Below are 19,733 nucleotides of genomic sequence, written 5' to 3' on the forward strand. Positions count from 1 at the left end.
TTAGGCAAGATGAAAGCCCAGATAAAGGCTCATGAAGCAGATAACCCTTGGCTAAGGCAACACCATGGGCGCTGCAACCGCAGCTGCCAACTCATCCCCTCGCAGTACCCGCACCAGTTCGAGGGCAAACTCGATGGCACTGCCCGGCCCTTGGCTGGTGATCAGGCGATGCATCTCATCCCTCACGACCCGAGCGGTGGAGAGCTGCGTTGCTGGCAACCGAGCCTGAAAAGCGGGGTGACAGGTCACGCAGGCCTTATCCAGCAAGCCGTGGTGGTGCAGCACAACGGCAGGAGCCGCACAGATGGCAGCTCGCCAGCGGCCAGCGCTTGCCTGCGCCCTGAGCAGCTCGATGGCAAGCGGGGTATCGCGGATCACTTCGCTGCCAGGCAGGCCACCCGGCACCACGATAGCCTCGAAATCACGAGGCGCCAGCTCATCGATATGGCAGTCGGCCACCAGCTGAACCCCACGCGATGCCTTGATTTGGCGCTCGCCAAGCGGGCAACAGGAGGCCAGTACAACCTCAAGCTGGGCACGCACCAAGGTATCGACAATCGCCACCGTCTCGATCTCTTCCGACCCGGGCGCCACCAGAACCAGTACGCTCATCTTTGCCTCCTTGCTGTTGACCTCATCAGAGTCAGGCTACCTGACTCTTCTCTTTGACCGCCTGATAGAGTCCCTGATTGACCGGTACCGCGATGCCATGCTCGGCCGCTTTGGCCAGGAGGAATCCGGTGATCGCTTCGATCTCGGTCTCTCGACCCAGCTCCATATCCTGACACATGGAGGAGTAGTTGTCGGCGGTCAGCTCGACCACTGTCATCACCCGGCGCAGCAGCTCTTCAGCGGTCGTGACAATGCCTTGTGCGCTCATCACATCGGCCACCTCGACGCAGACCTGCTGCAGTGCATCTGCAAAGCGGGGGCCTGCCAGCTCGCCATTTTTCAGCTTGTGCAACGCAGTCAGCGGGTTGATGGCGCAGTTGATAGCCAGCTTTTGCCACTGACGCTGCAAAATCTGCTCATCCCAACCGGCCTGACCGAGCGCCAGTGCCAGTTCGTCAGCCAGAGCGGCATGTGCCCTGGCGGCCTCATTGACCGGCCCGAGCCAGGTTTCGCCCTTGCCGGTGTGGCGAAACACGAAATGGCCCAGCTGCATGGCACCATGGCTGGTCACCCCGGCAATAACCGGATTGTGGGGGAACATGGCAACAACCTGCTCGGCAATCCCCATGCCGTTGTGCAGCAGTATGATGGGCACTCCGGCATCCAGCTTGCCAACCAGCGGCACCAGTGCGGCGACCACCTGACTGGCTTTGGTCATCACCAGCAGGCGCTTGATCTTGCCCGGTTTGCTGGCGAAACCACGCTCGATATTGAGCAGCTGAACGTGCCCTTCCAGCGAGGTGAAATCAAACCCCGGATGCAGGGTGGATTGATGATGCTCGCGCAACAACACTCGGGTTGACTGACCGCTTTGGGTCAACAGGGAGGCAAAAACGCCGCCGAGAGCACCGCAACCCAATATGGACCATTGAGTGGTGGCAGGCTGTCGGGAATTCTTTAATCCGCTTGGCATGGTGTGACTCTGTCAGGGTAAGGGTTGCAATCCTCTCAACCTGTTACCGGGGATAAGTGAAGCTGTCGCTGGCGGACACTATCGGGTCCACCCATCCTGTGCGCACAGGATTCTAGCAGAGCAGCCCCATCAAAATCAGCAAATTTGCCTTATTTCTGGTAGATTTGGCCCCCGATAACGCAACATGAGGAGCCCGGCTATGCCGTCATTCGATATTGTCTCTGAAGTCAAAATGAACGAGGTGTTGAACGCCGTCGACAACGCCAATCGTGAACTGGCCACCCGTTTCGATTTTCGTGGGGTAGAAGCCAGCTTCGAGTTGAACAAGGAAGAGGTCAAGCTGGAGGCGGATGCCGATTTCCAGCTCAAGCAGATGGTTGAAATCCTGCGTGGCGCCCTGCTCAAGCGCAATATCGAAAACAGCTCGATGGACGTGGGCGATTCCGTTCACTCCGGCAAGCGCTTCCATCTGACCGTCAAGTTCAAGCAGGGGATCGACAAGGAAGTTGCCAAGAAGCTGGTCAAACTGATCAAAGATTCCAAGATCAAGGTACAGGCTGCCATCCAGGGTGATGAAGTGCGTGTCACCGGCAAGAAGCGTGACGATCTGCAAGAGACCATGGCACTGGTCCGTGGCGCCGAGCTGGGTCAGCCGATGCAGTTCCAGAATTTCCGCGACTAAATCATTCTGTTGCGTGGCGCCGCCATCGAGCGTGTCACGCATAAGCGCGAAAATAAAAAACCGGAGCCAAGGCTCCGGTTTTTTTGCACCTGAAGTTTGATTAGAACTTGTAGGTAACGTCGAAGTAGTGGCTGAAGCCAGAGCTCTTCCACGGAGTACCGTCGAATGCAGTGGAGCCATCTTTATTGCCATAGGCATCCATGAAGTACTTCAGGCCATAACCGACAGCGAAGCGGTCAGAGTGCCAGTAGATACCGTGGAAGGTAGCCAGGTTATCAGTGGTGCGATCGGCACGGTTATAGGTATCCAGATCGAACTGATAGTCCAGGTAACCCTGATAGGATACGAAGCTGCCGTTGCCAAAGGTGTAGAAAGGTTTGAACCAGTTCATGGAGAACTGATAACCGTTCCAAGAATTCTCTTCTTGTCTGAAGAACTCGTTCTCGTTGGAGTAACGAGCGTACAGGTTCATACCAACCTTGCCGAACCAAGGAACCATGACATCAGCACCCAGACCGATCTGGTTTTCCATCTGACCGTCAGCAATGTTGTTCAGGTTGGCAATGTAGAGCTCTTGCACAGGGCCAAAGGAGAGGTCTTTACCAGTCAGGGCATCCAGAGACAGACGCGGAGCAAACTTCATGAACAGGTTCTGGCCGCCATGCTTGTCGCTATGCTTGTTGTCGAGGATGTCGAAAATATCGACATAACCATACAGATCAAACATGCCGGAACGACCACCGAATTCCATTTCCAGATAGGTGTCGTTGTAATCTTTCTGGCCAGCAGTGAACGGACGCTGGTCGATGGTGTGCATTACGTTGAACTGCATCCACTTGAAGTCGTTCTTGTGGATGTCACCGCTGTAGTCAGCAGCGAAGGCCGGAGTGGCAGCAGCAGCCATCAGGCCGGCAGCGATCAGAGTCTTGGTAAATTTGGCCATTTTTATTGGTCTCTTGTGCGTTAGTTGAGGTTTTCCGTAGCCTGCCCACAAGGAGCGAGAGGAATTCTAATCAAATAAAATAGGGGGAGAAACAACTTCTCGGGAACTTTATCCGGAAGTGTGAATCTAATCACCCCCGATTCTACGCAAACGCTTGCTATTTGTCAGCCGCTGAGAGCAACGCACTCCCCTTTCTAGCTACCAGCACAATCAACAACAACACAGGCAAGCCCAATAAACTGGTTCCAACAAAGAAGGCACTGTAGCCAATCTGCTCCACGATTTGCCCGGAAAAACCGGCCAGCAGTTTGGGCAACAGCAACATCACGGAGCTGAACAGGGCGTACTGAGTCGCCGAAAAGGCAACATTGGTAAGGCTCGAGAGATAGGTGACAAACGCAGCGGTCGCGATACCGGCGCTGAGGTTGTCGAGGGAGATGATCAGCGTCAGCAGCTCCAGATTGTGGCCCACCTGGTGGAGTAGAGCGAACAGCAGGTTGGTACTGGCAGTGAGCAGCGCGCCAAGAAACAAAATGCGCAATGTGCCAAACCGCATCACCAGCACGCCCCCCACGGCGGCCCCCACCAGCGTCATGATCACCCCGAACACCTTGGTGATGGTGGCCACCTCGGTCTTGCTGAACTGCATGTCTACATAGAAGCTGTTGGACATCACCCCCATCACCACATCGGCAACCCGATAACAGGCGATCAGCGCCAGGATCAGCATTGCCGAGTGACCGTAGCGACGGAAGAAGTCGGCAAAGGGGCTCCAGACCGCCTCATAACCCCAGGCTCCGGCACTGGCCAGCGGTGCAGGCCAGCCACGAGCCAGCAACAGCGCCTTGCGTTCCCCCTGCTGCTGGCTCTGTCCCGCCAGATCGATTTCCGGTTCATGACACAAGAGGGTTGTAATCACCCCAAGGGACATCAGGGCAGCCATCAGCAGATAGGTCACCTGCCAGCCGTGATAGTCATACCCGCTGTTGCTGCCAAACCAGGCCGCCAGCGCCAATGCGCCGGCACCGGCGATGATCATCGCCAACCGGTAGCCGGTCATGTAGGAGGCCGCCATCGCAGCCTGCAGCCGCTCCGGTGCCGACTCGATGCGATAGGCGTCGATCACGATATCCTGCGTCGCCGAGGCAAACGCCACCAGCAGGGCGAACAGTGCCAGCTGGGTTAAACCGCTCTTGGGATCGCAAAACGCCATACCGACCAGCGCCCCGGCGATCAGCAGTTGGGAGAAGAGCATCCAGCTGCGGCGACGCCCCAGCAGGGTAGAGAGCAGTGGCAACGGCATGCGATCCACCAGTGGCGACCACAGCCACTTGAAGCCATAGGCCAGCGCCACCCAGCTCATGTAACCGATATCGGTCAGGCTGACATCCGCTTCCCGTAGCCAGTAAGAGAGGGTGCCAAAGACCAGCAACAGGGGCAGACCTGATGAGAAGCCCATGGCAAAGAGGATCAGCACTCTGGGTTCGAGATAAACGGCGAGGGATTCTCGCCAGCTCGGCTTGCGGATCATGTTGAACTACCTGACGAATCTGGGAAAAGTGCGCCATTTTGGCAGGTTGAAGCGCGATAGCCAAGGCAGGGAGAGAGATGAACAAAAGGCTCATCCCGAACGGGATGAGCCTTTCACACAATCGCCAGACCTGCCAAATAAAGCCCGGCAGGGAAAACTGGCACCTATTTCTTGGCTTTCTTCTCTACCGGGGGTTCAGCCAGCAACACCACCTTCTTCAGGATGATGGGGCTGGTCGGCACGTCGTTGGCACGCAGAATGGGGCTGTAGCCAGTCTGTACCTGCGCCAGCTTGTCGAGCACTTCCATCCCCTGCACCACCTGACCAAATACCGTGTAACCGGCACCACCATCGGCGTTGAGGTTGTTGTTGTCGACCAGATTGAAATAGAACTGGCGAGTGGCGCTATCGACCGCCTGAGTACGGGCCATGGCGATGGTGCCGCGCTTGTTGGGCAGGCCACCACGGGATTCATTGACTACTGGTTCATAGGTCGGCAACTGCTGGAACTGCTGGTTGTAACCGCCGCCCTGCACCACGAAGTCCTGGATCACCCGGTGGAAGATGCTGCCATCGTAGCTGCCATCAGCCACGTAGCGCAGGAAGTTCTTCACCGTCTGCGGTGCCTGTTTGGATGCCAGCTCCACCACGATATTGCCGTGGTTGGTCTCCAACTTCACTTTCGGGCCAGCGAACGCCAGCGGGGCGATCAACATGGCCAGCAACCAGAGTTTTTTCATCTTTACACCCCTGTGGTCGCAGGCTGACCTTTCAGATAACCGCGCAGCGCCTCGTCGGCCATGATCTGCTGCAGTGCGCTACCCAGTTGCAGGTTGAGAGTGGACTCCAGATCCGCCATGCCCGGCTCGCTCGGGCTCTCCTTGCTGGAGGACATGTTGAACTGCTTGGTCAGACGGTTGCCCTGAAAATCGGCGATCACCTGCAGGCTGACACGGGACTTGGTGACATAGGTAAAGGTCTTCTCTTCCACATTGACCGCGGCGTTGGAGATGACCAGCGTCAGGTTGGTAGTACCGCTGTTACCCACTTCCAGCCCCTGACTGCGCAGCCCTTCCGCCAGCCGTTCGGCCATCAGCAGGTTGAGCGGACGTTCGCTGTTGACCAGCACCGGCGCTTTCTCCTTGTACTTGATGGAGAAGACATAGGCGGCTTCACGCTTGTCCACCCCTTCCATGGTGATGCGGTTACCAGAGTAGACTTGCTGGTTGGCGGGGATCACCTGCGGGTTGAGCATCGCCGTCTCCGGCCAGTGAGTGGCACACCCGCCCAGCATCAGGGCGGCCAGCAGCAAGAGTGACTTTTTCATCATGGGTTTCCTTTAGCGTTTGATGGCTTTCAAAATAACGAATTTGCTGTTCGACGCAACGACTTGTGCGTTGGCAAACAGACGCTTGAGCTTGTTGTGATAGTCCAGATGACGGTTGCCTACTATCCAGAGTTCTCCCCCCCGAGGCAACACCCGGTGCGCATCGCAGAACATCTGCCAGGCGATATGATCGGTGATCGCCTGCAACTGATGGAAGGGGGGATTGCAGAGGATCCGATCCGCCGAACCGGCCACGATGCCGTCGAGACAGTTGTTGACCATAAAGCGGGCGCGCGGCAACGCATCGGCCAGATTCTGTTCCACATTGAGCCGGGCCGAGGCAACCGCCATGTAGGACTCATCGATAAAGGTCACCTCCACCTCGGGATCCCGCGCCAGCAGCGACAGCCCCAACACGCCGTTGCCGCAGCCGAGATCGATCACCTGACGGGCGCTGTGGATGGGCAGATTGTCCAGCATAAAGCGGGCACCGATATCGAGACTAGTGCGCGAGAAGACGTTGGCGTGGTTGTGGATGAGCATGTCGGTGCCCTCCAGCGGCCAAACGGTCGGAAAGGGATTGGCCAGCGCCGGCATGTCAACCTGCGGCTCGCAGTGGATGAGACGCGCTTTTTTCCAGGCCAGCGAGGTGCGAGTCGGCCCCAGATACTTTTCGAACAGCTTGAGGGTCGAGGTATGAATATCCTTCGCCTTGCCGGCTGCGATGACACGGGTTGCCGGTGTCACCACCTCCCGCAGCGCCAGCAGTTGCTGCTCCAGCAGCGCCTGATATTTGGAAACCTTGATTACCACCAGCGCGGGGGCAACCGGTAGCGGCGCCAGCGCATCCTGCAGGGTGCTCCCGCCGGCATCCAGTCCGTTCTCGGCCAGATTGGCCAGGATCCCGCGCTCGCTGATGTAGGAGTCGGTCACGCAGCAGGGAGCATGGCCATGCAGAAAAGCAGTCAGCGCTCCGAAGCTGTCATTCATGATGATGACGGGGCCTGCCTGCTCGAGCGGCGCCTCCGCCAGCGTGTTGATCAGATACTCGTCTGCCGCATCCCATGCTTGCAGGGTCTCCTGGCTCAGGCGCGGATAACGATAGAGCGTGAGCTGGCAATGGGGCGTCTCGAGAAGGGTTTGCATAGGATGAGTCCAACCTCGGCTTGATTCGGATAACAGGCGCCAGGGACGACGCAAAGTGGCGCTATTCTAGCGAGGAGCAGGAATTTCACCAGTTGCAAGCGCGTCAGAGCGCGCTGCTGATGGATGATTTCCCTCGCAAGGGGGGTTATTCAGCCCCGCAACTGCCGATAGAATGGCTCGACATTCACGTTTCGGAAACAACACTGATGACCATGCAACAACTGATCGAAGCCAAGCTGACCGCAGCTCTCTCCCCCAGCCTGCTGGAAGTGATCAACGAAAGCCACATGCATCGGGTTGAACCGGGCTCGGAGAGCCACTTCAAGGTCATCATCGTCAGTGAGCAGTTTGCCGGACAGCGCCTGCTTGCCCGCCACCGCCAGGTCAACGCCATTCTGGCCGACGAGCTGGCTGGCCCGGTTCATGCGCTGGCGCTGCACACCTACACCGGAAGCGAGTGGCAAGAGAAAGGCAATGCCCCGCGTACCCCGAGCTGCGTGGGCAAACCATCGCTCTCCTGACGGAATTGACCTCCCGATAACCTGAACATCGGCAAATTGCCATAAATTAAACAAATCCTGTGCATTTCCAGCCTTTTTGACGGGTTGGAAATGCAATTTTACCGGACGATGTTCAAGGCTGCTCCATCCAGGTCCCCCCCCCTGTTTCCTCGATAATGCACAAATAAAAAACCTTTAAAACCACGAGTTACAAGGGGTTTGGTGATTATTCATTGCAGGTTAATTTTGTGATGGCACGGGGATTTTGCCCATTTGGCATGGAAAAAAATGCACCTTGAGTGGTAAACTCAGGCGCTTTTGAATGACCTCGCATGTTTAATAATCGTTGTGTCAGCCCGCCTGGCACGGCTGCAATGCCGATTCATTCAACCACCCGTCGTGATGTATTTCTCGGCGCTAACCAACCTCTCTTCCCGTAACGGTAGTGCAATTAAGTATGATTACAATCAAAAGAGGACTGGACATCCCCGTGCTGGGTGCGCCAGAGCAAGTAATCTACGATGGCCCCGCCATCACCCGTGTTGCTACACTGGGCGAGGAGTTCGTGGGGATGCGACCTACTATGTTCGTCAAAGTAGGTGATCGCGTCATCAAAGGTCAGGAGCTCTTCGAAGACAAGAAGAATCCGGGCGTTAAATTCACAGCTCCCGCCACCGGTGTGGTCTCAGAGATCAACCGTGGTGCCAAACGTGTTCTCCAGTCCGTGGTCATCGACCTGGACGGCTCCGATGAACAGGTTACCTTCGAGCACTTTGCCTCTGCCGAGCTGGCCAAGCTCGAGCGCAGCAAAGTACAGGAGATCCTGCTTGCATCCGGCCAGTGGACCGCGCTGCGCACTCGTCCCTTCAGCAAAGTTCCCGCGGTAGGCACAGCCCCGCGCGCCATCTTTGTAACCGCCATGGACACCAACCCGCTGGCCGCCAACGCAGAGCTGATCATCAAGGAGCAGTCTCAGGCGTTCCTCGACGGTCTGGCCGTGCTGACTCGTCTGACCGACGGCACCGTCTATGTCTGCAAGGGCGAAGGCAGCCTGCCTCACTCTCCGCTGGCCAAGGTCAAGGAAGAGATCTTTGTTGGCCCGCACCCTGCCGGTCTGCCAGGTACCCATATCCACTTCCTGGATCCGGTCAGCAGCACCAAGGTGCAGTGGCACATCAACTATCAGGACGTGATCGCATTCGGCAAGCTATTCACCACCGGCCAGATCTGCACCGACAAGGTGATCGCTCTGGCAGGTCCGAACGTGCTCAAACCGCGTCTGCTGCGTACCCGCATGGGTGCCTGCATCAGCCAGCTCACCAACAACGAGCTGCGCGCTGACGAAAACCGCGTCATCTCCGGTTCCCTGCTGAGCGGTGCCAAGGCTGACGGTGTTCACGACTATCTGGGTCGCTACCACAATCAGGTTTGCGTACTGGGCGAAGGTCGCGAGAAAGAGTTCCTGGGCTGGATCAACCCCAGCGCCAACAAGTTCTCCATCACCCGCACCACCCTCTCTCACCTGATGAAGGGTCGCCTTATCAACTTCACCACCACTACCAACGGTAGTGATCGCTCCATGGTGCCTATCGGCAACTATGAACGGGTGATGCCACTCGACATCCTGCCGACCCTGCTGCTGCGGGACATGGTCTCCGGCGATACCGACGGTGCGCAAGCACTGGGCTGCCTGGAGCTGGATGAGGAAGATTTGGCCCTCTGTACCTTCGTCTGCCCCGGCAAGACCGAGTACGGCCCCATCTTGCGTGAGTGCCTGACCAAGATTGAACTGGAAGGTTAAGCGATGAGTTTCAAGCAACTTCTTGAAAAAATGGAACACCACTTCGAACCGGGTGGAAAGTACGAAAAGTACTACGCCCTGTTCGAAGCGGCGTATACCCTGTTCTACACCCCGGGTTCCGTAACCCGCAACGCCTCCCACGTTCGTGATGCGCTCGATCTGAAGCGCATGATGATCATGGTGTGGCTGGCCGTGTTCCCGGCCATGTTCTGGGGCATGTACAACGTTGGTAACCAGGCCATTGCCGCGATCGCCCACATGGGCACGGCAGCCGGTGCCAGCAGCTGGCAATATGCGCTGGCGACCATGCTGGGTGCCTCCCTCGATCCCGCTGTTGCCGGCATTGGCAGCAAGATGATGATCGGCGCAGCCCACTTCTTCCCCATCTACCTGACCGCCTTCCTGGTCGGTGGCTTCTGGGAAGTGCTGTTTGCCATGGTACGCAAGCACGAGATCAACGAAGGCTTCTTCGTGACCTCCATCCTGTTTGCCCTGATCGTGCCGCCCGAGCTGCCCCTGTGGCAAGCTGCTCTGGGTATCACCTTCGGTGTGGTGATGGCCAAGGAAGTGTTCGGTGGTACCGGCAAAAACTTCCTGAACCCGGCGCTGGCCGGTCGTGCCTTCCTGTTCTTCGCCTACCCGGGCCAGATCTCCGGTGACGCCGTATGGGTTGCCGTCGATGGCTACTCCGGCGCAACCGCGCTTAGCCAGTGGGCACAGGGCGGCCAGATGGCACTAATCAACGGTGCAACCGGTCAGGCTATCAGCTGGATGGACGCTTTCCTGGGGAACCTGCCGGGTTCCATCGGTGAAGTCTCTACCCTGATGATCCTGCTGGGCGCAGCCATGATCGTCTACATGCGCATCGCCTCCTGGCGCATCATCGCCGGCGTGATGATCGGTATGATCGCCACCTCCCTGCTGTTCAACGTCATCGGTTCCGATACCAACCCCATGTTCAACATGCCGTGGCACTGGCATCTGGTGCTGGGTGGCTTTGCCTTCGGTATGGCCTTCATGGCAACCGACCCGGTCTCCGCCGCCTTTACCAACAAGGGCAAGTGGTGGTACGGCGCCCTGATCGGCGTGATGGTCGTGCTGGTTCGCGTGGTCAACCCGGCGTTCCCGGAAGGCATGATGCTGGCCATTCTGTTTGCAAACCTGTTTGCTCCCCTGTTTGACCACTTCGTCGCTCAGGCAAACATCAAGCGGAGGATTGCTCGTGGCGTTTAATAAAGACTCAACCCTCGGCACCATCAGCGTGGTAACCGGCCTCTGCCTGGCCTGTTCCATCGTGGTATCCGTTGCTGCCGTTGGCCTGCGTTCTACCCAAGAGGAGAACAAGGCGCTGGACAAGCAGAGCAACATTCTCGCCGTAGCCGGCGTGGACATCAGCGATGTGGCCAAGCGCGATCTGGCCAAGCTGTATGGCGACAAGATCGAAGCCCGTCTGGTGGATCTTGCCACCGGTAACTTTGTTGACGGCGATGCCGACAACTTCGATACCAAGCAGGCGGCCAAAGATCCGGCGCAAAACATCCGTCTGGCTGCTGCCGACGACAAGGCTGGTCTGCGTCAGATCTCCAAGCTGGTTCCGGTGTTCTTCGCCAAGGATGCCGAAGGCAAGATCGACAACATCATCCTGCCCATCTACGGTCAGGGTCTGTGGTCGACCATGTATGCCTTCGTCGCAGTTGCCGCTGATGGCCAGACCATCAAGGGCATCACCTACTACGACCACGGTGAAACCCCGGGTCTGGGCGGTGAAATCGAGAATCCGGCCTGGCGTGAGCTGTTTGTCGGCAAGAAGCTGTTCGATCAGGATGGCATGCCGGCGCTGCGCGTCATCAAGGGTCACGCTCCGGCGGGCTCCGAGCACGAGATCGACGGTCTCTCCGGTGCCACTCTGACCGGTAACGGCGTACAGCATACCTTCGACTTCTGGATGGGTCCCAAGGGCTTCGGTCCTTTCCTGGCCAAGGTTCGTGCAGGAGAAATCAACAATGGCTGACAAGAGCGAAATGAAAAAGTTGCTGTTGACCCCTGTGCTGGGCAACAACCCCATCGCCTTGCAGGTGCTGGGTGTCTGTTCTGCACTCGCGGTTACCAGCCAGATGAAGACAGCGTTTGTAATGACCCTCGCGGTTATGGCGGTCACCGCCTTCTCAAACCTGTTCATCTCTCTGATCCGCAACCAGATCCCGAACAGCGTCCGGATCATTGCCCAGATGGCCATCATCGCTTCGCTGGTTATCGTGGTTGACCAGGTGCTCAAGGCCTATGCCTATGACATCTCCAAGCAGCTGTCGGTCTTCGTCGGCCTCATCATCACCAACTGTATCGTGATGGGTCGTGCCGAAGCCTACGCCATGAAGAGCGCGCCGCTCCCCTCCTTCCTGGATGGTATCGGCAACGGTCTGGGCTATGGTGCCATTCTGCTGAGCGTCGCTACCGTGCGTGAACTGCTGGGCTCCGGCACCTGGTTCGGCATCGAGCTGCTGCCGCTGGTGAACAACGGTGGCTGGTATGTACCCAACGGTCTGCTGCTGCTGCCGCCGAGTGCATTCTTCATCATTGGTCTGATCATCTGGGGCGTTCGCACCAAGGATCCCAAGCAGGTGGAGGCGAAGGATTAAGGTATGGAACACTATCTGAGTCTGTTGATTCGTTCGATTTTCATCGAAAACCTGGCACTCTCCTTCTTCCTGGGGATGTGTACCTTCCTGGCTGTGTCCAAGAAGGTCAAGACCTCCATGGGTCTTGGTATTGCCGTTATCGTGGTGCAAACCATCGCCGTACCGGTCAACAACCTGATCTACAACTACGTGCTGAAGGCAGGTGCCCTCTCCCCTGACCTGGATCTGAGCTTCCTGAGCTTCATCACCTTCATCGGGGTGATCGCGGCGCTGGTGCAGATCCTGGAGATGGCGCTGGACAAGTACTTCCCGGCTCTCTACAACGCCCTGGGTATCTTCCTGCCGCTCATCACCGTGAACTGCGCCATCTTCGGTGGCGTCTCCTTCATGGTGCAGCGTGACTACAACTTCATGGAGTCTGTGGTCTACGGCGTGGGTTCAGGTGCAGGCTGGATGCTGGCGATCGTTGCGCTGGCAGGTATCCGCGAGAAGATGAAGTACTCCGATGTTCCACAAGGCCTGCGTGGTCTGGGCATCACCTTCATCACTGCCGGCCTGATGGCGCTGGGCTTTATGTCCTTCTCTGGTATCTCCCTGTAATCGGCTTTCCTGCAATCAGAAAGGAACGATAGATGGAAATTATTTTGGGTGTGGTCATGTTTACCGTGATCCTGCTGGCACTGGTGGCAGTCATTCTGTTCGCCAAGTCCAAGCTGGTGACCGCGGGCGACGTGACAATCAGCATCAACGGTGACCCGGCCAAGGCTGTGACCAGCCCGGCCGGTGGCAAGCTGCTCGGCGTTCTGGCCGGCAACGGTATCTTCGTCTCCTCCGCCTGTGGCGGCGGTGGCTCCTGCGGTCAGTGCAAGGTGCGGGTGAAGTCCGGCGGCGGCGACATCCTGCCGACCGAACTGGATCACATCAGCAAGGGCGAAGCCCGTCACGGCGAGCGTCTGGCCTGTCAGGTCACCGTTCGTGGCGACATGGACATCGAACTGCCGGAAGAGATCTTCGGCGTGAAGAAGTGGGAATGTACCGTTATCTCCAACGATAACAAGGCCACCTTCATCAAGGAGCTCAAGCTGCAGATCCCAGATGGCGAGAGCGTACCGTTCCGCGCCGGTGGTTATATCCAGATCGAAGCGCCGGCTCACCACGTCTACTACAAGAACTTCGATATTCCCGAGGAGTATCGCGGTGACTGGGATCGCTTCAAGATTTTTGAGCTGGAGTCCAAGGTCGATGAGCCGATCATCCGTGCCTACTCCATGGCCAACTATCCGGAAGAGTTCGGCATCATCATGCTGAACGTGCGTATTGCTACGCCGCCGCCCAGCAACTGGACTGCCCCTCCGGGACAGATGTCCTCCTACATCTTCAACCTGAAAGCGGGTGACAAGGTGACCATCTCCGGTCCGTTCGGCGAGTTCTTCGCCAAGGACACTGATGCCGAAATGGTATTCATCGGTGGTGGTGCGGGTATGGCGCCGATGCGCTCCCACATCTTCGACCAGCTGCGTCGCCTGAAGTCCAAGCGCAAGATGAGCTTCTGGTACGGTGCCCGTTCCAAGCGCGAAATGTTCTATGTCGAAGATTTCGACATGCTCGCCGCCGAGAATGAGAACTTCACCTGGAACGTCGCCCTGTCCGATCCGCAACCGGAAGACAACTGGGACGGCTACACCGGCTTCATCCACAACGTGCTCTACGAGAACTATCTCAAGAACCACGAAGCGCCGGAAGATTGCGAGTTCTACATGTGTGGACCTCCCGTAATGAACGCAGCCGTCATCAACATGCTCAAAGATCTGGGCGTTGAGGACGAAAACATCCTGCTGGATGACTTTGGTGGTTAATCCATGAACAGCGTTGTAAAGACCTGGCTAGCCTTCGGGCTGGCCTTTTTCTTGACAGGGTGCGGTCAGGAACAAACGGTCCAATCCAAACCGGAGATCCACATCACCGGTAGCACCATGGGCACTTACTACTCCATCAAGGTGGCGGACAACGTCATCAGCGATCCGGCCAAGTTTCAGGCCGAGGTCGATGTCTTGCTGGAGCGGGTCAACGATCAGATGTCGACCTATCGTCCCGATTCCGAACTGTCGCGCTTCAACCAGCATCGCAGCTCCACGCCGGTGGTGGTCTCGCGGGATACCGCGCGGGTAGTCACAGAGGCCATTCATATTGGCCGTGAGAGCCAGGGGGCGCTGGACGTCACCGTCGGCCCCTTGGTCAATCTGTGGGGCTTTGGTCCGGACAAGAGACCGACCAGGATGCCGTCGGAAGAGTTGATCACCCAGACCCGTCAGAAGACCGGTCTGGGCAATCTGCACGTCATCACCTCGGTGGATGCCGATACCCTGCAAAAGGACATCCCGGATCTCTACGTCGATCTCTCCGCCATTGCCAAGGGCTTTGGCGTAGACAAGGTGGCCGAGTATCTGGAGTCCCTGGGGGCGCGCAACTATCTGGTGGAGATCGGCGGCGAGCTGCGGATCAATGGCGTCAACGGCAAGGGGCACCCCTGGCGCGTCGCCATCGAGAAGCCGACCGCTAATGCCGGCTCGGTGCAGGAGGTAATCGTTCCGGGCGACAATGGCGTCGCCACCTCGGGCGAATATCGCAATTACTATGAAATGGATGGCCAGCGCTTCTCTCACACCATAGATCCGCGCACCGGCAAACCGATCCAGCACCGTATGGTGTCGGTCACCGTGATCCACCCCTCCTGCATGACTGCGGACGGGCTGGCGACCGTATTTATGGTGATGGGGCCAGAGAAGAGCCTGGCCTATGCCAACGAGCGGGATCTGGCGATCTTCGTCATCACCAAGACCGACAACGGCTTTGAAGAGGCCTACTCCGACGCGTTCAAGCAGTATCTGGTCAGGAAATAGGGAGGATTGATGCAGGTTTTTCTGATCACCTTCGGGGTATTCATGCTGGTGATTGTGGCCATGGCCATTGGCTACATCTTCCAGAAGAAGACCATCTCGGGCTCCTGCGGCGGCCTGGGTGGCGTCGGCATCGAGAAGGAGTGCGACTGCCCCGAACCTTGCGACAATCGCAAGAAGAAGATGGCCAAGGAAGAGGCCCGTCGCAAGATGCTGGAGGAGAACCGGATCATCTGATCTGCCTGCCTTGCGATAGACAAAAGCGCGCCATCGGCGCGCTTTTTTATTGGCTTTCATGCGAAGCACACCGGTCAGGATGTTCGCTCGATGTAGAGGATCACCTCCCCCAGATGGATGCCGAACTTGCTGATGGCGGCGCGATTGATCAGGCGATCCTCGTCCAGCAGATACATCCAGTCATCAAAGCTCACCCGCACCACCTCGCCGTCCGGCAGTGCAAGATCGAGTTGATAGCGCCAGTTGAGGGCAAACCCTTCACTCTTGCCCACAGCTTCCCCGACCACATCCGATGCCGTACCACGCCAGTGGCCATCAGCACCCTTGCTCAGATGCCAGGTGCGAGTCTGCTGGCGACCATCGTCAAAATAGAACTGCTCGAACAGCTCTCCCTTGTCGTTCTGCCAGCGCCCTGTCATCTCGACCCGAAAGCGACTGGTCACTGCGCCGCTGCGGTCGGTCACCAGACCATGGGCCACCAGCTTGCCATTGAAGAAACGGGCGAGATCCCAGTTCGGCCCCTGCCCCCGATAACTGTCGAGACTGGCACCACAACCACTGAGCAGCAGGGCGAGGCACAATACAAATAGACGCTGCCCGGATAGCAGCGACCGTAACAACGACGGGATAAACAGCATAACAGACTCCACTATCAGGATTGGCCGCGCAGACGGCGGGTAAGTGCAGGATCCAGACTGTTGTCAGCCAGCCAGATAGCGAGAAAGGCGGCAGAAAATCGGGGATCGTCGAGGGAACCAAGGCGCTTCTCTTGCCACCAGAAGTGGCCATGCCCCGCTTCATCGACATAGAAGGTGAGTCGATCGCCCGAAGCCACATCCGGCCAGATTGCGGCGAGTTGCTCCAGCCACTGCTTGCGCTCGGCATCGCTACCCACGCCGAGACGCTGCCACTCGGACGAAGTGGCACCGAGCAGATCGTCCCGCTCGATGGCTCTGGCATAGGTAAGGGTAAGCGCTTGTGGATAGTGGCCCGGTTGGTAGCGACCGCTCTCGCTAAACAGGGTGGCGTCGTAGAGCTTGAACCAGAGCCAGTGCATCTGTCCCTGCCCGACCGGACGCAGCTTCTGCCAGGGTAGCGTTGCAGCATCGCTGGTCGTGGCGACAAGCAGGCTCAGTGCGGCAAGGTGGAGGCTAATTCCACCCCATATGCCAGTGATTGGGGTCTTCGAGTTCATGCCAGTCCATCTCCTGTTCCTGCAGGGTATTAATATCCTGCATCACTACCTGCACCAGCTGGCCCTGCGCATTCCTCTGGCAGGCAACCACCAGATAGAAGCGATCCGTCAGCTCATGCTGGCTCTCTTTGGTCCACTTGGAAAAAAGCAGCGTGTCGGTCGAAAAGGCGTTCATCATGACTCACCCTCCAGCTTGACCATTACCCACAGGAGTACGGGTAACCACCACATCCAGATCACTGCCAGCAGCGCCGCACTGATCCCGATGCCCCAAGGTAAGTGTACTGCCCCCATGGCGGCCCCCGCCACATAGGAGGAGGTGCCACCAACCATGCCAAACAGCGCCTGCTGCCAGCGAGGCAAGCGCAGCAGCCAGCGCATGCCGTGGCCCAGCGTCAGGGCAAAACCGAGCCAGAGCAGTACCAGCCAGAGGGGAAAACCGGACGGGAACCGGAACAAGCCGAGCTGCCAGAGCAGGGCATCCAGCAGACAGCCGGCAACCGCGAGGGGGAGCAGCAGCCAGTCTTGCTGGCGGCTGGGTGAGAAGAGAAAGTGCAGCAGCAACATCACCAGCAGTGGGCCCGGCTGCTGCCACTTCACCGCCAGCAACCAGTAGAGGTTGAACCCCAGCAGGTGAGCCCACTGCCACATGGTCACTGGCCGCTTACAGGCAAATCGCCCGACCAGCCAGCTGGCCCCGGCTTGGCAGCCTCCAGCTGCACCAGACTGATGCTGCGCTCCCAGAATCCCCCCTCGCAATAGGCGAAGTAGAAGTGCCACAGCCGGATGAAATCCTGGCTGTAACCGAGCTTGGGCAGCTCGGGTGCCAGCGCCAAAAAGCGCTCGCACCAGTGAGCCAGGGTGCGGGCATAGTGATGACCGTGATCGTGCAGCCGCACCAGCTGCATGTCGGTCTCCCGCGCCAGCAACCCCGCCATCTGGGAGACGCTCGGCAGACAGCCACCGGGGAAGATGTAGCGCTGGATGAAATCGACCCCGCGCAGATACTGGGCATGACGCTGATCGGCGATGGTAATGGCCTGAATGAGCAGGCGACCACCGGGTTTGAGCAGCCGCGACAGCTGGCGGAAATAGTCGGGCAGGAAGGCGTGGCCCACCGCCTCGATCATCTCGATGGAGACCAGCTTGTCATAAGTACCCTCCAGCTTGCGGTAATCCTCCAGCAGCAAGGTGATGCGATCCCCCAGCCCCTCCCGCGCAATCCACTCCTTGGCATAGTCGTGCTGAGCGCGGGAGATAGTAGTGGTGGTCACCCGGCAGCCGTAGTGGCGGGCGGCATAAACCGCCAAGCCACCCCAGCCGGTGCCGATCTCCAACAGATGATCGTCGGGCCCAAGTTCCAGCCGCTCGCAGATGGTGCGCAGCTTGGCCTGCTGTCCCTCTTCGAGAGTGGCCTCGGCGCTCGGATAGATGGCGCTCGAGTACTGCATATGGCTGTCGAGAAACCCCTGATAGAGGGTATTGCCGAGATCGTAGTGGGCGGCGATGTTGGAGCGCGAGCCGGTCAGGGTATTGCGATTGAGCCAGTGGCGCACCTTGTTGAAGGGGAAACTGAGCCAGCCCAAGCGTCGCTCAAGGGAGTCGAGCAGCGTCAGGTTGCGGGCCAGCAGCCGCACCAACGCCACCGGATCCGGGCTGGTCCAGAGCCCCTCCACCCAGGTTTCCCCGGCGGCGATGCTGCCACCCAGCAGCAGGCGGCGATAGAAGGCCGGATCCTGCACCACCAGTTCAGCATGCAGATCGGTGCCCGCGACGCCAAAGCTGTGGCGCTCACCGCCATCCCGCAGCAGCAGCTGGCCATGTTCGAGGCGACCCAGCAGATTGAGCAGCAGTTGTCTTGCCCCCTTGTCGATGAAAGAGGCAGAGAGGGTTGATTGAGCAAGTTCCATTAGCGGCTCTCCGGATGGGTAAAAATCGGTGTTCGTTTGATAAAAAGACGCAGGGCCTGCCAGTAGATCCCGAGCAGCACCTTCATGGTCATCCAGGGCCAGCGGGCCAGCAGGGCCAACAACCCCTTGCGCGACAGCGGTTCGCGAGTGAGCGCAAGGGTTGCGTCAAACAGCTTGGCCTCACCGGATACGGGATGACTCTCGATATGGATCAGTGTCTCCTGCGCGGGCGGCCTGATGCGCCAGTGGTAACGCATCGCCAGCCCCATAAAGGGGGAGACGTGGAAATCCTTGTCATGGGGCGCCAGCGCCGCCAGATCCAGCAGGTAGTAGTGACGCTCGTTCCAGGGGGTGTTCGACACCTCCGCCAGCAGATAGCGCGCCTCTCCCTGTCGGTAGCAGAAGTAGAAGTTGACCGGGCTGAAGTAGAACCCCAGACAGCGCACGTTGCCGAGCAGCAGCACCCGCCCCTCGGGCTCGGCATCGCCACCCAGTTCACTCACCTTCTGCCATACAGCCTGCTTGAGGCTCCCCTCGCTGCCTTTGAGATAGTCGTCGCGGTGAAACGAGAGCAGCCCCGCTCGTTCAACCCCGAACCAGCGCCCCTGATCGAGCTGCGGCAGCTCGTCGAGTTCCAGTCCCAGCATAAAGAGGCTGTAGGAGAAGGCGTGAGCCCGCGGCGCAAAACGGCGGTGGCGCACCGAGCCCTGCCAGATGGCGCTGGTGACGCCAGCCAGTTCGTCGGCACGCTCATGGTTGGTGGCCGCGGTGGCGCCGTTCATAGCTCGGCCCCGAAGCGCCTGGCGACATCCAGCGCGCTGCGTACCCCATCCTCGTGGAAGCCGTTGTACCAGTAGGCGCCGCAGAAGTGGGTGTGCTGCTGACCGCAGATCTCCGCACGGCGCTGCTGGGCGGCGATGGAGGCCTGATTGAACACCGGATGGTGGTAGACGAAGCGGCGCAGCACCTTGCTCTCATCCACCTTGCCCTTGGGGTTGAGGCTGACGCAGAAGGGCTCTAGCGAGCTCACTCCTTGCAGGATATTCATGTTGTAACTCACCAGCGGCCGCGCCTCGTCGTTGTCATCGAGCTGATAGTTCCAGCTGGCCCATGCCTTGCGGCGGGTGGGCAGGCAGCGCGCATCGGTATGGAGCCAGACATCGTTGGCCTGATAGGGCATGTCGCCAAGGATGGCCTGCTCCCGCTCGCCGGGATCCGCCAGCAGCGCCAGCGCCTGATCGCTGTGGCAGGCGAAGATCACCTCGTCAAACTGCTCCTCGCCGTAACTGCTCTGGATCACCACGCCGTCCGCGTCCCGCCGCACGCTCTGCACCGGACAGGCG

At 58.7% G+C, this 19,733-nt stretch carries 23 protein-coding genes and 1 pseudogene; 10 read left to right on the plus strand and 14 right to left on the minus strand.

Features of this window, described 5'->3' with window-relative positions; translation table 11 throughout:
• Window positions 1-51: 51 nt before the first annotated feature.
• Both AACS24_RS18960 and AACS24_RS18965 read right to left on the minus strand, forming a co-directional pair.
• Window positions 52-612, minus strand: a complete 561-nt coding sequence (locus AACS24_RS18960; RefSeq protein ID WP_108571655.1) for a DJ-1 family glyoxalase III — start codon at window positions 610-612, stop codon at window positions 52-54.
• Window positions 613-643: 31 nt separating this feature from the next.
• Entirely contained in the window at window positions 644-1,585 is a 942-nt protein-coding gene (locus AACS24_RS18965; protein ID WP_108571656.1) for a ketopantoate reductase family protein, read from the minus strand.
• A 199-nt stretch (window positions 1,586-1,784) separates the two neighbouring features.
• Here AACS24_RS18965 and AACS24_RS18970 point away from each other — a divergent pair, with 199 nt between their 5' ends.
• A complete protein-coding gene (locus tag AACS24_RS18970) occupies window positions 1,785-2,267 on the plus strand; it encodes a YajQ family cyclic di-GMP-binding protein (RefSeq protein ID WP_005303589.1) in 483 nt (160 codons plus the stop codon).
• Between the two features lie 100 nt (window positions 2,268-2,367).
• On the opposite strand, the gene AACS24_RS18975 is transcribed toward AACS24_RS18970, so the two are convergent.
• The 5 genes from AACS24_RS18975 to AACS24_RS18995 all read right to left on the minus strand — a co-directional run bounded on the left by AACS24_RS18975 (window position 2,368) and on the right by AACS24_RS18995 (window position 7,214).
• Window positions 2,368-3,210 carry a nucleoside-specific channel-forming Tsx family protein gene (locus AACS24_RS18975; protein WP_108571657.1) on the minus strand — a complete coding sequence of 281 codons (843 nt, stop codon included), beginning with the start codon at window positions 3,208-3,210 and terminating at the stop codon, window positions 2,368-2,370.
• A 157-nt stretch (window positions 3,211-3,367) separates the two neighbouring features.
• The gene (locus AACS24_RS18980) at window positions 3,368-4,741 is read right to left on the minus strand and encodes an AmpG family muropeptide MFS transporter (RefSeq protein ID WP_108571658.1); all 1,374 of its coding nucleotides are present in this window, start codon (window positions 4,739-4,741) and stop codon (window positions 3,368-3,370) included.
• Between the two features lie 164 nt (window positions 4,742-4,905).
• Window positions 4,906-5,481, minus strand: a complete 576-nt coding sequence (locus AACS24_RS18985; protein WP_033114219.1) for a peptidylprolyl isomerase — start codon at window positions 5,479-5,481, stop codon at window positions 4,906-4,908.
• A gap of 2 nt (window positions 5,482-5,483) precedes the next feature.
• The gene (locus AACS24_RS18990; protein ID WP_033114218.1) at window positions 5,484-6,068 is read right to left on the minus strand and encodes a YajG family lipoprotein; all 585 of its coding nucleotides are present in this window, start codon (window positions 6,066-6,068) and stop codon (window positions 5,484-5,486) included.
• 12 nt (window positions 6,069-6,080) lie between these two features.
• Entirely contained in the window at window positions 6,081-7,214 is a 1,134-nt protein-coding gene (locus AACS24_RS18995; protein ID WP_108571659.1) for a methyltransferase, read from the minus strand.
• A 206-nt stretch (window positions 7,215-7,420) separates the two neighbouring features.
• On the opposite strand from AACS24_RS18995, the gene AACS24_RS19000 reads away from it, so the two are divergent.
• The 9 genes from AACS24_RS19000 (at window position 7,421) to nqrM (ending at window position 15,285) form a co-directional block, all read left to right on the plus strand.
• Window positions 7,421-7,735 (plus strand): BolA family protein, encoded by a 315-nt coding sequence (locus AACS24_RS19000; protein WP_033114216.1) that lies wholly within the window; start codon window positions 7,421-7,423, stop codon window positions 7,733-7,735.
• A 436-nt stretch (window positions 7,736-8,171) separates the two neighbouring features.
• On the plus strand, window positions 8,172-9,515 hold the full coding sequence (locus tag AACS24_RS19005) for a Na(+)-translocating NADH-quinone reductase subunit A (protein WP_108571660.1): 1,344 nt from the start codon (window positions 8,172-8,174) through the stop codon (window positions 9,513-9,515).
• 3 nt (window positions 9,516-9,518) lie between these two features.
• Window positions 9,519-10,748, plus strand: a complete 1,230-nt coding sequence (locus tag AACS24_RS19010) for an NADH:ubiquinone reductase (Na(+)-transporting) subunit B (RefSeq protein ID WP_033114214.1) — start codon at window positions 9,519-9,521, stop codon at window positions 10,746-10,748.
• Window positions 10,738-11,526, plus strand: coding sequence for a Na(+)-translocating NADH-quinone reductase subunit C (locus AACS24_RS19015; protein WP_033114213.1), 789 nt, complete (start codon window positions 10,738-10,740; stop codon window positions 11,524-11,526). The genes AACS24_RS19010 and AACS24_RS19015 overlap by 11 nt, the downstream gene beginning before the upstream one ends.
• On the plus strand, window positions 11,519-12,151 hold the full coding sequence (locus AACS24_RS19020; protein WP_033114212.1) for an NADH:ubiquinone reductase (Na(+)-transporting) subunit D: 633 nt from the start codon (window positions 11,519-11,521) through the stop codon (window positions 12,149-12,151). Before AACS24_RS19015 ends, AACS24_RS19020 begins: the two co-directional genes overlap by 8 nt.
• Window positions 12,152-12,154: 3 nt before the next feature.
• Complete coding sequence (gene nqrE, locus AACS24_RS19025; RefSeq protein ID WP_033114211.1) at window positions 12,155-12,751, plus strand: NADH:ubiquinone reductase (Na(+)-transporting) subunit E; 597 nt, start codon at window positions 12,155-12,157, stop codon at window positions 12,749-12,751.
• Between the two features lie 32 nt (window positions 12,752-12,783).
• On the plus strand, window positions 12,784-14,007 hold the full coding sequence (nqrF, locus tag AACS24_RS19030; RefSeq protein WP_033114210.1) for an NADH:ubiquinone reductase (Na(+)-transporting) subunit F: 1,224 nt from the start codon (window positions 12,784-12,786) through the stop codon (window positions 14,005-14,007).
• A gap of 3 nt (window positions 14,008-14,010) precedes the next feature.
• Window positions 14,011-15,051: an FAD:protein FMN transferase gene (locus AACS24_RS19035; protein WP_108571661.1), complete on the plus strand. Its 1,041-nt coding sequence runs from the start codon at window positions 14,011-14,013 to the stop codon at window positions 15,049-15,051.
• Window positions 15,052-15,060: 9 nt separating this feature from the next.
• Window positions 15,061-15,285 (plus strand): (Na+)-NQR maturation NqrM, encoded by a 225-nt coding sequence (nqrM, locus tag AACS24_RS19040; protein ID WP_033114208.1) that lies wholly within the window; start codon window positions 15,061-15,063, stop codon window positions 15,283-15,285.
• Between the two features lie 74 nt (window positions 15,286-15,359).
• Here nqrM and AACS24_RS19045 read toward each other — a convergent pair whose 3' ends face one another.
• From AACS24_RS19045 to AACS24_RS22000, 7 genes and pseudogenes are all read right to left on the minus strand, one after another.
• Entirely contained in the window at window positions 15,360-15,923 is a 564-nt protein-coding gene (locus tag AACS24_RS19045) for a DUF3833 domain-containing protein (RefSeq protein ID WP_258222997.1), read from the minus strand.
• A gap of 14 nt (window positions 15,924-15,937) precedes the next feature.
• Window positions 15,938-16,480 carry a chalcone isomerase family protein gene (locus AACS24_RS19050; protein WP_108571662.1) on the minus strand — a complete coding sequence of 181 codons (543 nt, stop codon included), beginning with the start codon at window positions 16,478-16,480 and terminating at the stop codon, window positions 15,938-15,940.
• The gene (locus AACS24_RS19055) at window positions 16,437-16,655 is read right to left on the minus strand and encodes a TIGR02450 family Trp-rich protein (protein ID WP_108571722.1); all 219 of its coding nucleotides are present in this window, start codon (window positions 16,653-16,655) and stop codon (window positions 16,437-16,439) included. Before AACS24_RS19055 ends, AACS24_RS19050 begins: the two co-directional genes overlap by 44 nt.
• Complete coding sequence (locus tag AACS24_RS19060) at window positions 16,655-17,131, minus strand: DUF2878 domain-containing protein (protein WP_108571663.1); 477 nt, start codon at window positions 17,129-17,131, stop codon at window positions 16,655-16,657. Before AACS24_RS19060 ends, AACS24_RS19055 begins: the two co-directional genes overlap by 1 nt.
• A 2-nt stretch (window positions 17,132-17,133) precedes the next feature.
• Window positions 17,134-18,390 carry an SAM-dependent methyltransferase gene (locus AACS24_RS19065; RefSeq protein WP_108571664.1) on the minus strand — a complete coding sequence of 419 codons (1,257 nt, stop codon included), beginning with the start codon at window positions 18,388-18,390 and terminating at the stop codon, window positions 17,134-17,136.
• Window positions 18,390-19,172, minus strand: a complete 783-nt coding sequence (locus tag AACS24_RS19070) for a DUF1365 domain-containing protein (RefSeq protein WP_108571665.1) — start codon at window positions 19,170-19,172, stop codon at window positions 18,390-18,392. The genes AACS24_RS19065 and AACS24_RS19070 overlap by 1 nt, the downstream gene beginning before the upstream one ends.
• Window positions 19,169-19,733: pseudogene (locus AACS24_RS22000) on the minus strand (FAD-dependent oxidoreductase); the annotation flags it as partial. The gene AACS24_RS19070 and the pseudogene AACS24_RS22000, both read right to left, overlap by 4 nt.

Origin of the sequence: Aeromonas sp. HMWF016 (assembly GCF_963878195.1) — a bacterium.
GTDB lineage: Bacteria > Pseudomonadota > Gammaproteobacteria > Enterobacterales > Aeromonadaceae > Aeromonas > Aeromonas lacus.

Excerpts from the sequence above, each read along its gene's own strand:
- nqrE (WP_033114211.1), top strand. The coding sequence starts at position 12,155 with ATGGAACACTATCTGAGTCTGTTGATTCGTTCGATTTTCATCGAAAAC.
- AACS24_RS18980 (WP_108571658.1), bottom strand. The coding sequence starts at position 4,741 with ATGATCCGCAAGCCGAGCTGGCGAGAATCCCTCGCCGTTTATCTCGAA.
- AACS24_RS19055 (WP_108571722.1), bottom strand. The coding sequence starts at position 16,655 with ATGAACGCCTTTTCGACCGACACGCTGCTTTTTTCCAAGTGGACCAAA.
- AACS24_RS18995 (WP_108571659.1), bottom strand. The coding sequence starts at position 7,214 with ATGCAAACCCTTCTCGAGACGCCCCATTGCCAGCTCACGCTCTATCGT.
- AACS24_RS19045 (WP_258222997.1), bottom strand. The coding sequence starts at position 15,923 with ATGCTGTTTATCCCGTCGTTGTTACGGTCGCTGCTATCCGGGCAGCGT.
- AACS24_RS19035 (WP_108571661.1), top strand. The coding sequence starts at position 14,011 with ATGAACAGCGTTGTAAAGACCTGGCTAGCCTTCGGGCTGGCCTTTTTC.
- AACS24_RS18985 (WP_033114219.1), bottom strand. The coding sequence starts at position 5,481 with ATGAAAAAACTCTGGTTGCTGGCCATGTTGATCGCCCCGCTGGCGTTC.
- AACS24_RS19005 (WP_108571660.1), top strand. The coding sequence starts at position 8,172 with ATGATTACAATCAAAAGAGGACTGGACATCCCCGTGCTGGGTGCGCCA.
- nqrF (WP_033114210.1), top strand. The coding sequence starts at position 12,784 with ATGGAAATTATTTTGGGTGTGGTCATGTTTACCGTGATCCTGCTGGCA.
- AACS24_RS19070 (WP_108571665.1), bottom strand. The coding sequence starts at position 19,172 with ATGAACGGCGCCACCGCGGCCACCAACCATGAGCGTGCCGACGAACTG.
- AACS24_RS19065 (WP_108571664.1), bottom strand. The coding sequence starts at position 18,390 with ATGGAACTTGCTCAATCAACCCTCTCTGCCTCTTTCATCGACAAGGGG.
- AACS24_RS18960 (WP_108571655.1), bottom strand. The coding sequence starts at position 612 with ATGAGCGTACTGGTTCTGGTGGCGCCCGGGTCGGAAGAGATCGAGACG.
- AACS24_RS18975 (WP_108571657.1), bottom strand. The coding sequence starts at position 3,210 with ATGGCCAAATTTACCAAGACTCTGATCGCTGCCGGCCTGATGGCTGCT.
- AACS24_RS19010 (WP_033114214.1), top strand. The coding sequence starts at position 9,519 with ATGAGTTTCAAGCAACTTCTTGAAAAAATGGAACACCACTTCGAACCG.
- AACS24_RS19050 (WP_108571662.1), bottom strand. The coding sequence starts at position 16,480 with ATGAACTCGAAGACCCCAATCACTGGCATATGGGGTGGAATTAGCCTC.
- AACS24_RS19060 (WP_108571663.1), bottom strand. The coding sequence starts at position 17,131 with ATGTGGCAGTGGGCTCACCTGCTGGGGTTCAACCTCTACTGGTTGCTG.
- AACS24_RS19000 (WP_033114216.1), top strand. The coding sequence starts at position 7,421 with ATGACCATGCAACAACTGATCGAAGCCAAGCTGACCGCAGCTCTCTCC.
- AACS24_RS19020 (WP_033114212.1), top strand. The coding sequence starts at position 11,519 with ATGGCTGACAAGAGCGAAATGAAAAAGTTGCTGTTGACCCCTGTGCTG.
- nqrM (WP_033114208.1), top strand. The coding sequence starts at position 15,061 with ATGCAGGTTTTTCTGATCACCTTCGGGGTATTCATGCTGGTGATTGTG.
- AACS24_RS18965 (WP_108571656.1), bottom strand. The coding sequence starts at position 1,585 with ATGCCAAGCGGATTAAAGAATTCCCGACAGCCTGCCACCACTCAATGG.
- AACS24_RS18970 (WP_005303589.1), top strand. The coding sequence starts at position 1,785 with ATGCCGTCATTCGATATTGTCTCTGAAGTCAAAATGAACGAGGTGTTG.
- AACS24_RS18990 (WP_033114218.1), bottom strand. The coding sequence starts at position 6,068 with ATGAAAAAGTCACTCTTGCTGCTGGCCGCCCTGATGCTGGGCGGGTGT.